This window comes from Prosthecobacter sp., assembly GCF_044378005.1.
Lineage (GTDB): Bacteria > Verrucomicrobiota > Verrucomicrobiia > Verrucomicrobiales > Verrucomicrobiaceae > Prosthecobacter.
This window is the reverse complement of the sequence record NZ_JBILYB010000166.1, coordinates 1-12,496: the sequence shown is the minus strand read 5'-3', so window position 1 is coordinate 12,496 and position 12,496 is coordinate 1. Positions and strand designations below refer to the sequence as shown.

General features: G+C 60.8%; 12 protein-coding genes. 3 read left to right on the top strand and 9 right to left on the bottom strand.

Annotated elements, in window-relative coordinates; translation table 11 throughout:
• Positions 1-97 precede the first annotated feature (97 nt).
• Entirely contained in the window at positions 98-445 is a 348-nt protein-coding gene (locus tag AC6FTP_RS22525) for a zinc ribbon domain-containing protein YjdM (RefSeq protein WP_497209161.1), read from the bottom strand.
• A gap of 117 nt (positions 446-562) precedes the next feature.
• On the opposite strand from AC6FTP_RS22525, the gene AC6FTP_RS22520 reads away from it, so the two are divergent.
• On the top strand, positions 563-967 hold the full coding sequence (locus AC6FTP_RS22520; RefSeq protein WP_497209160.1) for an FKBP-type peptidyl-prolyl cis-trans isomerase: 405 nt from the start codon (positions 563-565) through the stop codon (positions 965-967).
• A gap of 134 nt (positions 968-1,101) precedes the next feature.
• Here AC6FTP_RS22520 and fdhF read toward each other — a convergent pair whose 3' ends face one another.
• The 6 genes from fdhF to AC6FTP_RS22490 all read right to left on the bottom strand — a co-directional run bounded on the left by fdhF (position 1,102) and on the right by AC6FTP_RS22490 (position 8,206).
• The gene (gene fdhF / locus AC6FTP_RS22515; RefSeq protein WP_497209159.1) at positions 1,102-3,861 is read right to left on the bottom strand and encodes a formate dehydrogenase subunit alpha; all 2,760 of its coding nucleotides are present in this window, start codon (positions 3,859-3,861) and stop codon (positions 1,102-1,104) included.
• Between the two features lie 21 nt (positions 3,862-3,882).
• The gene (locus AC6FTP_RS22510) at positions 3,883-4,296 is read right to left on the bottom strand and encodes a HEPN domain-containing protein (RefSeq protein ID WP_497209158.1); all 414 of its coding nucleotides are present in this window, start codon (positions 4,294-4,296) and stop codon (positions 3,883-3,885) included.
• Complete coding sequence (locus tag AC6FTP_RS22505; RefSeq protein WP_497209157.1) at positions 4,283-4,648, bottom strand: nucleotidyltransferase domain-containing protein; 366 nt, start codon at positions 4,646-4,648, stop codon at positions 4,283-4,285. Before AC6FTP_RS22505 ends, AC6FTP_RS22510 begins: the two co-directional genes overlap by 14 nt.
• Before the next feature lie 8 nt (positions 4,649-4,656).
• Positions 4,657-6,321: an NADH-ubiquinone oxidoreductase-F iron-sulfur binding region domain-containing protein gene (locus AC6FTP_RS22500; RefSeq protein ID WP_497209156.1), complete on the bottom strand. Its 1,665-nt coding sequence runs from the start codon at positions 6,319-6,321 to the stop codon at positions 4,657-4,659.
• Between the two features lie 129 nt (positions 6,322-6,450).
• Positions 6,451-7,578, bottom strand: a complete 1,128-nt coding sequence (locus tag AC6FTP_RS22495; protein WP_497209155.1) for a hypothetical protein — start codon at positions 7,576-7,578, stop codon at positions 6,451-6,453.
• Positions 7,559-8,206 (bottom strand): TPM domain-containing protein, encoded by a 648-nt coding sequence (locus AC6FTP_RS22490; RefSeq protein ID WP_497209154.1) that lies wholly within the window; start codon positions 8,204-8,206, stop codon positions 7,559-7,561. Before AC6FTP_RS22490 ends, AC6FTP_RS22495 begins: the two co-directional genes overlap by 20 nt.
• 135 nt (positions 8,207-8,341) lie before the next feature.
• Here AC6FTP_RS22490 and AC6FTP_RS22485 point away from each other — a divergent pair, with 135 nt between their 5' ends.
• Entirely contained in the window at positions 8,342-8,917 is a 576-nt protein-coding gene (locus AC6FTP_RS22485; RefSeq protein ID WP_497209153.1) for a thioredoxin family protein, read from the top strand.
• Positions 8,918-8,932: 15 nt separating this feature from the next.
• Positions 8,933-9,613, top strand: a complete 681-nt coding sequence (locus AC6FTP_RS22480) for a YwaF family protein (protein WP_497209152.1) — start codon at positions 8,933-8,935, stop codon at positions 9,611-9,613.
• A 6-nt stretch (positions 9,614-9,619) separates the two neighbouring features.
• Here the strand turns inward: AC6FTP_RS22480 and hisD are convergent, their stop codons facing one another.
• A complete protein-coding gene (gene hisD / locus AC6FTP_RS22475) occupies positions 9,620-10,906 on the bottom strand; it encodes a histidinol dehydrogenase (protein WP_497209151.1) in 1,287 nt (428 codons plus the stop codon).
• A 117-nt stretch (positions 10,907-11,023) separates the two neighbouring features.
• Positions 11,024-12,469, bottom strand: coding sequence for a Gfo/Idh/MocA family protein (locus tag AC6FTP_RS22470; protein WP_497209150.1), 1,446 nt, complete (start codon positions 12,467-12,469; stop codon positions 11,024-11,026).
• Positions 12,470-12,496 lie beyond the last annotated feature (27 nt).

Below are 12,496 nucleotides of genomic sequence, written 5' to 3'. Positions count from 1 at the left end.
ATGGGCATGGACGTGAATCAAGTCGTCATGTCCCCCAGCAACCGCCCCTTCACCGTCGGTGACAAGGGCGAGGTCATCACCGAAGTCTTCGCCTGATTTAGTCCGCCACGTTCACCTTCTTCACATAGATGGCTTTCAGGGCGATGGCGAGACCATCCATCTTGCAGGAGATCTCATGGTCGCCGTCCACCAGACGGATAGGCTTGGACTTCGTGCCCACCTTCAGCACCTGGGAAGTGCCGCCGAGTTTCAGATCCTTGATCATGGCCACGATGTCCCCGTCCACGAGGACATGGCCGTAGGCATCCTTCACCACTCGTTCTGCTTCAGGTGTGTCGGCTGTAGCCTCCTTCGTCCACTCGTGCCCGCAGGTCATGCACTCATAGCGGTCGGCATGGTCCAAAACATCATTCATTTCACACATCGGGCAGGCAGGCTGGCTCATAGATGCTGACGAGACACCGGAGCCGATGTGAGCACAAGCGATTCCCATCCAGGCACACACGCAAAGCATTCCTACTTGCCCGACCCCACGAGGCCATCCATAAAACGCGCCTCTTTTATGCCTTCCCAAGCACTCCTTCTCGGCCAAGCCTTCCTCGCTGAAAACGCAGCTAAGCCCGATGTCGTCACCACCAAGTCCGGCCTGCAATACCTCATCCTCCGCGAAGGCAGTGGCAAGAGCCCAAAGAAGACTGACACTGTCGTCGTCAACTATCGTGGCACACTGCTCAACGGTGTCGAATTCGACAGCAGTTACCTCGCCGGCCGCGAGCCCGCCGAGTTTCCCTTGAATCGCGTGATCAAAGGCTGGACCGAAGGTCTTCAACTCATGAAGGAAGGCTCCAAGTTCCGCTTCTTCATCCCCTCCAATCTTGCTTACGGCACCCGTGGAGCTGGTCTCGACATCGGCCCCGACGAAGCTCTCATCTTTGAAGTCGAGTTGCTCAAAGTCTGGGAAGACTGATGTGCAGGTGGAGCAATAAGGTGATTGGTATTGTTCCGGCCCAAGGAAAGTGAGCAGAACCTATGCTGCTCGCTTCCCCCCGGATGTCAGGCCTTGGTCGTGAGTGACGCAAGCCATTCGAGTTCATTGCGAATTCACCCCATCTCCATCATCCGCTTTTTCTTCGGCTTGCCGGAGCTGACGAATTCGACATCGGCGGCGATGACTTTGTATTCGGGGCACATGGTGTCGGCGTCGCAGCCTTGGCCGGTGACATTGTTGACCATGGCTTCGGGGAAGTGGAAGGTGGTGTAGAGGATGCCGGGCTTCACTTCATCGGTGACGCGGGCTTCGAGTTCGACTTCGCCGCGGGCGCTGCTCAGACGGACGCGGTCGCCGGTGCGGATGGATTTGCGCTGGGCGTCGGCGGGATTGAGGGAGAGGTAGTCCTGCACGACGATCTCGCTATTCCCGGTGCGGCGGGTCATGGTGCCGCAGTTGTAGTGCTCCAAAATGCGGCCGGTGGTGAGGATGAAGGGGAACTCGGCACCGTTGGTCTTCAGTTCGGTGGACTCTTTCCAGTCGAAGTAATGGAAGTGGCCTTTGCCGCGCTTGAACTCGGTTTGGTGGAGGATTTGCGTGTCCACGCCGCCTTCTTGCACGGGCCATTGCTTGCCGTTGATGTCGAGATTGGCCCAGGTGATGCCTTTGAAGAAGGGCACGATGGCGGCGACTTCGGCGAGCACGCCATCGGGCGTGTAATCGGCCTGCGGGAAGCCGAAGCGCTGCAAAACTTCGCACATGATCTGGCCGTCGGGCTTGGTGCCTTCGAGGGGTTTCACGGCGGCGTTCACGCGCTGCACACGACGCTCGGCATTGGTGAAGGTGCCGCTCTTTTCGAGGAAGGAGGACGCGGGGAGGATGACGCTGGCGTATTTGGCCGTCTCGGTCATGAAAATCTCCTGCACGACGAGGAACTCCAGGCTTTCCATGGCGTGGCGGACGTGATGCGCATCGGGATCGGTCTGCACGACGTCCTCGCCCATGAGCCAGAGGGCCTTCAATTTGCCTTCAATGGCCGCATCAAACATCTGCGGGATCTTCCAGCCGGGTTCGGTGGGTGTGGGTGTGCCGTAGAAGTCGGCGTAGCGTTTCTGCACCTCGAGATCATTCATCTCAAAGTAGCCTGCGCCTTGATGCGGCTGGCAGCCCATGTCGGCGGCACCTTGCACGTTGTTTTGACCGCGCAGCGGATTCACGCCGACGCCGGGACGACCGATGTTGCCGGTCATCATGGCGAGATTCGAGATGAGCATGACCGTTTTGGCACCTTGCTCGTGCTCGGTGACACCGAGGCCGTGGAAACTCATCGCGGCCTCTGCGCTGGCGTATTCGAGAGCTGCAGCGCGGACGGTTTCAAGCGGCACGCCAGTGATTTTTTCCAGTTCGGCCAAATCGAGCGCTTTGAGGCCGGTTTCGAACTCCTCCCAGTTCTCACAGCGTTTGCGGACGAACTCGGTTTTCACCAATCCGGCATCGAGGATGCAGCGGGCGAACATGTTCAGCAGCGCGACGTTCGTGCCGGGGCGGAGCTGGAGGTGATGCTTGGCATAAGGCACGAGCTCGATCTTGCGCGGGTCGATCACGATGAGCGGCGTGCCCTTCATGATGTGCTGCTTCAGGCGTGCGCCGGTGACGGGATGGCCCTCGGTCGGATTGGCGCCGATCACCATGATGCAGCGGGTGTGCTCGATGTCCTCGTAGCTGTTCGTGGCTGCGCCGGTGCCAAAGGACTTCTGCATGCCCCAGGCGGTCGGCGAATGGCAGACGCGAGCGCAGCAGTCGATGTTGTTCGTGCCCATCACATGGCGGATGAACTTCTGCATGAGGTAGTTTTCCTCGTTCGTGCAGCGTGCGGAGGAGATGCCGGCGACCGCGTTGCCGCCGTGCTCGTTTTTGATGCGGGTGAGGTTGGCCACGATGTGATCGTAAGCCTCGTCCCAGGTGCTTTCCTTGAAGCTGCCATCCGCCTGACGGATGAGCGGCTTGCGCAGGCGGTCCTTGTGATTGTAGAACTTGAAGGCAAAGCGGCCCTTCAAGCAGGTGTGCGCATGATTCACCTCCGCATCGACGGGAGCCTGGATGCTGAGCACCTGATCGCCCTTCGTGGACACATTGAGATTGCAACCGACGCCGCAGTAAGTGCAGATCGTGCGGGTCTTCTTCGTCGCCTCGATGGACTTCGAGAAGAACACGTCACTGATGGCCGAAGTCGGGCAGGCCTGCGCACAAGCACCGCAACTCACGCACTCCGAGTCCGCGAAGGACTGGTCGAGACCCTTGATGATCTTCGCGTTGAAGCCGCGACCATGCATCGAGAGCACATGCTGGCCCTGGATTTCATCGCAAGCACGCACGCAGCGGGAGCAGTTGATGCACTTCGACAGCTCGCTGGTCATGTAAGGATGCGAATGGTCCTTCGCACGGTCGAGATGATTCGCCCCCGCCGGATAACGCACGCCGCGAATGCCCACCTTGGCCGCCACGGTCTGTAGTTCGCAGTTTCCGCTCACCTCGCAGGTCAGGCAGTCCAGCGGATGGTCCGTGAGCACCAGCTCGACGATGTTTTTGCGCAGCTTCCGCACTTTCGGCGATTCTGTGAACACATGCATGCCCGCCGCCAAAGGCGTGTGGCAACTCGCCACCACGCGACGCGGCCCATCGGCCTGCAAAGCCACCTCCACCGAGCAAACGCGGCATGCGCCATACGGCTCGAGCTGCGGCGCATCACAAAGCGTCGGCACAAAGCCGCGCCCTTTGTGGCGGTCGATGAAGTTGAGCAGCGTTTCGCCGGACTCGAAGCGGAGCGGTTCGCCGTCGATGAATGCGGTGAGGGTGGAGAGATCTTGGACCATGGTGAGATAGACTGAGGGAGTTTAAACTGGATGCGTTTCCGTGGGAAGTACGGAGAGGACGAAATCGAAAAGGCGTTGGGAGGCATTCAGTGCTTCCTCGAATTCGGAGCGCTCAGGCTCCATCGGCACATCCTCCATCGGGTAGCGAAATCGAGTCGCGTAGGGTGTGATGATCTCCGCCTCATCAAGCCACTTGGAAAACTCTGGCAGATGTTTCGCCGCCATCTTGATCAACCGCTCGACATCATGGGTTTTCTCGATCGGTGCTCCTGCATGTGACAGATAGGCTTTCACAGCCTTTTCGGCAGCTTGCTGACAATGATAAATAGCTGCGTCCAGCGGATCACCCTCGCCCGAAAGTTTTTTTGCGGCTGCCAGATCATGCGCTGCCTTCCACAGCCACGCCTGGACGAGTTTGAGGTCAGTTACCGCCATAGACCAGCAGCCCCTCCTCGGCGATTTTATGAGACAGCGAGGATCTCACGTCCTTGTAGCGATCAAATGACGCCGCAGACTGGATCAACACATCTTTCGACATGTCGATGTCGCGCAAGCATCTCCGAGCCTGCCGCAGATGCTGGATGGATGTCTGGCTTTCATCCAGAACAAGCATTAGCAAATCCAGATCACTGTCCTCCGTCGGCTCCCCCCAGGCATAAGAGCCAAAAAGCCAAACTTGTTCAGGATGAAACTCCGCCACTAGCCGGCGCGTCGCTTCCGCGATGACAGGCTGCGCCTTCTCGCGGAGCGAGTTCGCAGTGACGGTGCTGTCTGCGGTGCTGACCATGACAGAAGTTAGCTTTTGAAGTAGTCGTTTAATTCTGCGCCGAAATGCTCCAGCGCATTCTTGATCGGTAGCGGGACGCCACCGCCGAGGGCGCAGAGGCTGGTTTGCTCCATGGTGTCGAGCAGGTCGGTGATGAGTTCGCGATCGATCTTGTAGCTGCTGTCGCCACGGGCTTTGGCGATCAACTCTTTGCCACGGGTGCTGCCGAGGCGGCAGGGGAAGCATTTGCCGCAGCTTTCGTCGGCGGTGAACTGGAAGAGGTGCTGGATGTATTCGATCATCGGCATCGACTCCGGGATGCTGACGACACCGGCGTGGCCGAGGAGGAAGCCAGCTTTCTTGAAGCTCTCGAAATCAACGGTGAGCTGGCTGATGTGGCTCATCGGGATGAGCCCGCCGAGCGGGCCGCCGATCTGGATGGCTTTGATCTTCGATTTGAAGCCGCCCGCGAGGTCGATGACGGTTTGCAGCGGCGTGCCCATGGCGACTTCGTAGATGCCGGGCTTCACGAAATGGGAGTCGAGTGAGAGCAGCTTCGGTCCCGTGGACTGCGGTGTGCCGATCTGCGCGTAGCCTTTGCCGCCGAGCGTGAGAACGGCGTGGATGTTGGAAAAAGTCTCGACGTTGTTGACGATGGTCGGCTTGCGGAACAAGCCTTCGATGGTCGGGAACGGCGGACGCGTGCGCACTTCGGGGCGCTGGCCTTCGAGACTGGCGAGCAGGGCGGTTTCCTCGCCGCAGATGTAGGCTCCGGCGCCTTTGATGGACTTCAGCATGAAGTTGAAGCCAGTGCCGAGGATGTTTTGACCGAGCAGGCCAGCCGCGCGCAGGTCGGCGATGGCTTCGTTGATGATCGTGACTGAATCGGGATACTCGGCGCGGATGTAGAGGATGCCGTTTTCCGCACCGGCGAACCATCCGGCGACCATCATGCCGAGCAGGACGCTGTGCGGCTGCTTTTCCATGAGGTATTTGTCGATGTAGGCACCTGGATCGCCCTCGTCAGCATTGCAGACGATATACTTCACCGCGCCTTCGGCGGCGCGGCAGCTCGACCATTTGAAATGCAGCGGGAAACCCGCGCCGCCGCGTCCACGCAGGCCGCTGTCCTTCAATTCAGAGCCGAGAGCATCGCGAGTTCCTTCGGTGATGAGTTTCTTGAAGGGCGCGTAGTAGGCGTCGATGCCGGGGAACTCAGCGGTGAGCTGCGCAGGCTGGAGATGGGAAACAACGGCGTAGCGGTCTTCGGCATCGCCTTTGTCGGTTTTGAAAAGGTCGCCCAACGCGGCATCACTCTGGCCGGAGTAATTCTTGCCCTGGTATTGCAGCGCACCGCCTTCATGGCAGCGGCCGAGGCAGCAGATGTGGCCGATCTCTTCCTTTTTGAAATGTGTTTCGAGCGTGTGGTGGAGCTTGTCCTGCGTTCCGGCGCAAAGGCAGGCCGAACCGTTGCAGACGAACACTTTTTTGCCTTCGTTCTCCTTCTTGAGGAAATCGTAGAACGACACCGCGCCGAGCGTCACCGCGTCGCCAAACAGATGCTCCGCGCCCATCTGGCGGACGACATCATTCTTCTCGGCGGTGCCAGCCTTGTCGGCGGCATCGACCATGCGTTCGAAGACATTTTTTTCGACACCTTTACGGAAGGAGAGGGCACTGAGGTTTTTGGACATGCAGGTCGGGGGGAGAACAGGGAGCCTATTATCTAGCAGGGAAGGGTTACGGTGGGCGAGCGCAAAATGGATGTGACGCGAACTAACCCATGGGAAAGATCAGGATGATTCATGCCGCGTGACATGAACTCACGACTTGAACGAAACGACAGCCCCGGCTCCTCCAGAAAAAGCGCCTCCTAGCCGAGGAGTGGCTTCAGGTTCTGGTAGAATCCATGTGTGAGAAGTGGGGGGGCTTCTGCGGGATGTGGGGTGGCGTTTGAGGAGAAGAATGGCGATCAAGGCGAGCAGTGATACGGCGGTGGCGGCGAGCGCCAGCCACAAGCGGATGTCGATGGCTCCGGCGGTTGGCACCGGGCTGGCATTGTCTCCCACGACTTCGAGCAGGCGGGGCGTGCTGTCGGCTGTCTTGATGGGAGTTCCGGGCAGTGTTTTCTGAAGCCAGAAAAGGCGGGTGGACAGCCGGACGGCGTAGCGCTGGAGTTGACCTCCTTCATCGTTGACCTGCTGTGCGTCGCGAATGCAGTCGGCGGCCATGTCCGCGAGACTTGCGGAGGTGCCTGCACTGTGAACGGATTGAGAGAGAAGCAGGCGCGCGCGCCAGGGTTCACCGAGCGGATAGACGGCGAGGCAGGAGGCCTGGCGCTTCAGGGCACCGTGGGCCAGGAGGGAGAGGTCAAAGGTGTCGGGCAGCTTTTGATCCGCATCGATCACGAGCAGGTAGATGCGGATGGCGGACTCTCCGGCGTGAAAGGCGAGCAGCCGCTCCACGTCACCACGAGTGACTTCCGGCACGAGGTTCTGCGGGTCGATCAGCAGGTCATTGGAGGGAGCGTCCAGAAGAGCGCGGGTGATGTCCTGGGAAAGATCACGCAGGGCGAGCACCGGAGTCGGGGAGTGCGTTGACTGCGGGCTTTTCTCTGTCTGGAGGATGCTGCCGTGCAGGAAAAGAGAGAGATCCATGGGGGCGACATCACCATAGCCGGGCATGACGGAAGGCGGTGCATCCCCGAGGCGTGGCCCGCTCTGGAGCATGCTCTGAGGCTCGGGCAGGGCAGGGAGGAGCGGGTCAGCTGGCAGCAGGGAATTGAAGTGATTCCCGGCGTCCGGTTTCACGACCGGGGGATCTTTCTCCCAGCGGGGCAGGGGCAGTTCTTCCTCCACGGACTGGGCGGCGGCAGTCGCGAGTCCAAAGATGGTCAGGAGCAGCGTCCAAACCACGCCGATGGATGGGCGGTCATGATTTGTGGCCTGCATGGGGACGGGTGAGCTGGCGTGTCGGAAGGCGGAGACTTTGCAGACCGAGATCGGAGGCGTCTCCCACCATCGCGGGCGGACGCTCGGGCTGGCGTGGTTCCAGGCTTGCTGCGGAGCGGAGGGCTTTGTCGATCATGGCACTGGCCAGCTCGATGGCCTGCCCGAAGGCTCCACGATGCAGCGGACGACTGAGCTTCTTCAGGATCGACTGGAGCACCGACTCGGGCAGGACTTTTTCCAAAGCGTAGCCCAGGGTGAAGCCGGCCTGCTGGCGCAGGGGGTCGATCAGCAGCACGATGGCAAAGTCATTGCGTCGGGAGATCTGGTGCGTCTGGAAGGCACCGTGATTGATCAACCAGAAGCCCAGGTCGGTGAGCGTCAGTGTCTCGGGCAGCACGCCGATGTAGGCTGCCATGAAGCACTGGGGGAAGCGCCGCTCAAACTCATCGAGCACGGTTTCCAGATGCCGCGTCTCGCGCAGATTCAGGCGCCCGGCCACATCGGTGACCCGCTCCAGCCGCACCCAGTCCGCGCCGAGGTAGGCCCGGATGGCCGATGCTGAAAACCCACAGCTCGTGCAGGCTGACTGGCCTGTCGTGAGAGGGGAGTTGCAATGCGGACACTTCATGTTGGTTAATGTCTCTTAATCTTCCCACAGTGGCAAGACAAAAGCCGGGAAGAACTGCAAAGTCTGGTGGGCTTCTACCTCCGCCTCCCACATCCGTGCTTGTCCGCTTCAGCATCTCCCGCTACACGCAGCGGCATGGCTGAAACACTTTCCACACGCATTCTCGCGCCGGGCTCCCACGCTCCTGAGTTTGACCTGCCTGACGCCTATGGCGAACGATTCACCCTCGACGACGTCCGTGGTCCGCGTGGGCTGATGGTGATGTTTGTCTGCAATCACTGCCCTTTCGTGGTGCATCTCGCCTCTGCCTTGAGCGCCTTTGCCAAAGAGGCCGAGGCCCAGGGGGTGAGCGTGGTGGCGATCAACGCCAACGACACCGACCGCTACCCTGCGGATGCACCGGAAAAGATGATCGAGTTCGCCGCGCAGCATGGCTGGGCTTTCCCTTACCTCGTCGATGCAGATCAAAGCGTGGCCCATGCCTATGTCGCTGCCTGCACGCCGGACTTTTACCTCTTCGATGGCGAACTGAAGCTCGCCTACTGCGGCCAGTTTGACTCCTCCCGTCCGAGGAACTCCGAGCCCGTCACGGGAGCGGATTTGCGTGAGGCGATGCGCCGGATGCTGGCAGGCGAACCGCCGATCGATCCGCAGCGGTCCAGCAGCGGCTGCGGCATCAAGTGGAAGCCTGGCAACGAACCCAAACTCTGATCCTCGATTCCCGTCATGTCTGCGCCCTTCATCGCTTTCAGCCCGAGTCATCAGACGGTGCTTTTGCTCACGGTCTGCCTGTGGTTCACCCTCGCCGCAGCGCGTCGCTGGCGGCCTGGAGTGGCGGTGGTTCTGGAGCGTGTGCTCGGCTCGCTGCTCCTTCTCTCCTGGCCTGCTTCGGCTTTTTTTCACTGGCAGGCCGGGGATCTGGATCTCAACAACGGCCTGCCTCTCCACTACTGCGACATCGCCTCGATCAGTGGTGCTGTGGCCCTTTGGACGAGGCATCGGCTGGCCTGTGAGATCGTTTATTTCTTTGGTCTCGCAGGCACACTGCAAGGTCTGCTCACCCCGAATCTGAAGGTGGACTTTCCCGATCCGCGCTTCTTTGCCTTCTTCCTGCTGCACGCGGGAGTCGTCGTGACTTCGCTGCATGTGGTGTCCTCGATGAAATGCCCCCCGCGTGCCGGAGCGGTGCTGCGGATGTTTGGGGTGACGATGCTTTACGCGGTCGTGATTGGCTCGCTCAATGCCCTGCTTCACACGAACTACGCCTTCCTCTGCCACAAGCCGGAGAACGCCAGCCTCATGGACCATCTCGGGCCATGGCCATGGTATGTCGCCAGCCTCATCGCGCTGAGCATGGTGTTCTATTCGCTGCTGAATCTGCCCTTCGTGATCGCGCGTCGCTTATAGTAAGGCTCACTCGCCGCGGATGCTCACCGAGCGTCCGTGCGCGTCCAGACCTTCCACTTCCGCAAAGGCACGAACCACCGCCTCCGACTTCGCGCAGGCCTCACGGCTCAGGCGGATGATGCTGGTGCGGCGCTGGAACATGTCCACGGTCAGTCCGGGGAAGGACTTGCCCGCGCCGCCCGTTGGCAGCGTGTGACTTGGGCCCGCGAGGAAATCCCCCACCGCCACCGGCGAATGATTGCCGAGGAAAATGGCCCCCGCCGTGCGGATCAGCGGCAGGATGTCGCCCTCGCGTTCCGTGATGAGAGAGAGATGCTCCGGCGCATAGGCATTCACCAGCCGCGCGCCTTCTTCGAGCGTCCCGGTGAGGATGAGAAACACGCCCTTCTCCAGCACCGGGCCGAGTTGCGACTGTCGGCTCAGGCTCGCGCACTGCGCCTCCACTTCCGCCACCACCGCTTCGAGCAAAGCCGCGTCATCGGTGATGAAGCCCGCCTGGCTGTCCTTGCCATGCTCGGCCTGCGCCAAAATATCCGCCGCGATGAAGCGTGGATCGCCGCTCTTGTCCGCGAGGATCAGCACCTCGCTCGGGCCTGGCAGAAGATCGATCGACACCGCGCCGAGGCACTGGCGTTTTGCTTCCACCACATAGCTGTTTCCTGGGCCGACGATCTTCGCCACCGGGGCAATCGTCTCCGTCCCATAAGCCAGCGCCGCGATGGCCTGGGCTCCGCCGACTTTATAAACTTCCGTCGCGCCAGCGAGCTTCAGGGCCGCGAGCAAACCGGGATTCACCGTGCCATCGCGGCCACAGGGTGTGCAGACCACGATCTCCGGCACGCCAGCCGCAGCGGCCAGCGTCACCGTCATCATCGCGGTGGAAACCAGTGGTGCCGTGCCTCCGGGCACATAGCAGCCCACGCGCTCAAAGGGGTGATACACCTCGCCCACCTCGCCGCCTTGTTCATTCAGGCCGTGCCAGTCCTGGCGCATGCTTTTGCGGGAGAAATCAAAGACGTTCCGGTGGCTGGCTTCCAGCGCTGCCCGCAGCTCGGGCGAAGCCGCATTCCACGCCGCCTCGATCTCCTCCGCCGTGACTCGCAGCATCGCGGGCGTCAGTTGCGCACCGTCAAACTTCGCCGTGTAATCGATCAGCGCCGCGTCCCCGCGTTCGCGGATCGCTTTGATCACGCCGGACACGACCTCGCGCACCGCATCGCTCGCCTCGGCACGGCGGTCGAGGGAGGCGAGAGTCTGTTTCCAGTCGGCATCAGAGTGGCGGAGGATCTTCATGGTGGTCGTCTTTGGGTGGCGCAGGATGGCGCAGCGTCAACGGACGATTTACGCCAGCCCACACCGCCGGGGTGAAAAATCACCCACGACATCCTTCGCTGCCACCTCGCTCAGGCCTCAGCCAATCTCCGGCACCACATACGGCTCACGGTACTTGTCCTTCAGCATGGCGTTCGCCGCATCGTTCTCCAGGAAGCGCTCCGTCTTCGGGTCCATCTTAAGCACCGGGCCGAGCGTCAGCTTGTCCTTCGTCAGATCGACATCGTTCTTGCCCAGGTGCTCCTTCATCCGCTCAAAGGTATCGCTGGCAAAGCTGTCCCCCTTGATCTTTTCCATGATCGCTTCGGGCGCTTCCTTCTGGCCGAGACGATGACTGATGTTCCCCGTGTGGCAGAGCGCGCTGGAAAGGTGGCCCTCCAAAATGTCCGCGTGCAGATCATCCACCCGGCGGCTGCGGCAGGCATTGATGAAGTTCTTGAAGTGATCTTCCGAGCCTTCGAACTTCTTCATCTCCTTGCCGTCCTTGTCATAAACGATGGCGCTGGAGTAGTTCGGCACCACCACATAGCCGCCCTCGCACTCCACCACGACGCCGACACCCGCGCCTTTAAACTTGTCCATGTTCTTGCTGTCCTTGTTCTCAGGTAGCCCGCGCACTTCGAAGATCATCGGAGCCTTCTCGTAGCCGTGGTAAATGAGCTGCGTGTTCGCCGTCTCGCCATCGTCTTCATAACCGAGGCGACCGCCCACGCTCCACACGCTGGGGGAGATCTCCATCTCGCCCAGGAACCAGCGGGCGATGTCCATCTGATGAATCCCCTGGTTGCCCAGATCTCCGTTCCCGTAGGCCCAGGTCCAGTGCCAGTCATACTTGAGTTGCTTGCGCATCAGCGGTCCTTTCGGGCCTGGGCCGCACCACAGATCATACTCCACCGTGTCCGGGATCTTCTGCTCGCCTTCCGTCTTGCCGATGCTCGCGCGGCGTTTGTAGCACAGCCCGCGTGACAGCAGGATCTTCCCCAGATTCCCCTCCTGCACATATTTCACCGCCGCGCCGATGCCTTTCCGGCTCGACCGGCTCTGCGTCCCTGTCTGGACGATCTTCCCATACTTGCGGGCCGCGTTCACCATCTGTCGGCCTTCCCACACGCAGTGGCTCACTGGCTTCTCCACATACACATCCTTCCCCGCCTGCATCGCCCAGATGGAGGCCAGCGCATGCCAGTGGTTCGGCGTCGCGATGCTCACCGCGTCGATGTCCTTGTTTTCGAAAAGTCGGCGCATGTCCGTGTAGGCCAGGACCTTGTGGCCCTCTTTATCAAAGGCCTGCACATGTTTTCCGAGTATCCCGCTGTCCACATCGCACAGCGCCGCCACCTTCACGCCCTCCTTGCCCAGCCCTTTCAAGCTGCTGATGTGCCCCGCCCCACGCCCGCCAAAGCCGATCACGGCCGTGTTGATCTTGTCCCCCGGACTCTTCTGAGCCCAGGAAGTCTTGGCGATGTAAAAAACGCCGGTGGAAGCGGCGACGGACTGGGTGAGGAAGCTGCGGCGGTTGGTCATGGCAGAGCAAAGAACGCAGCTCAACAG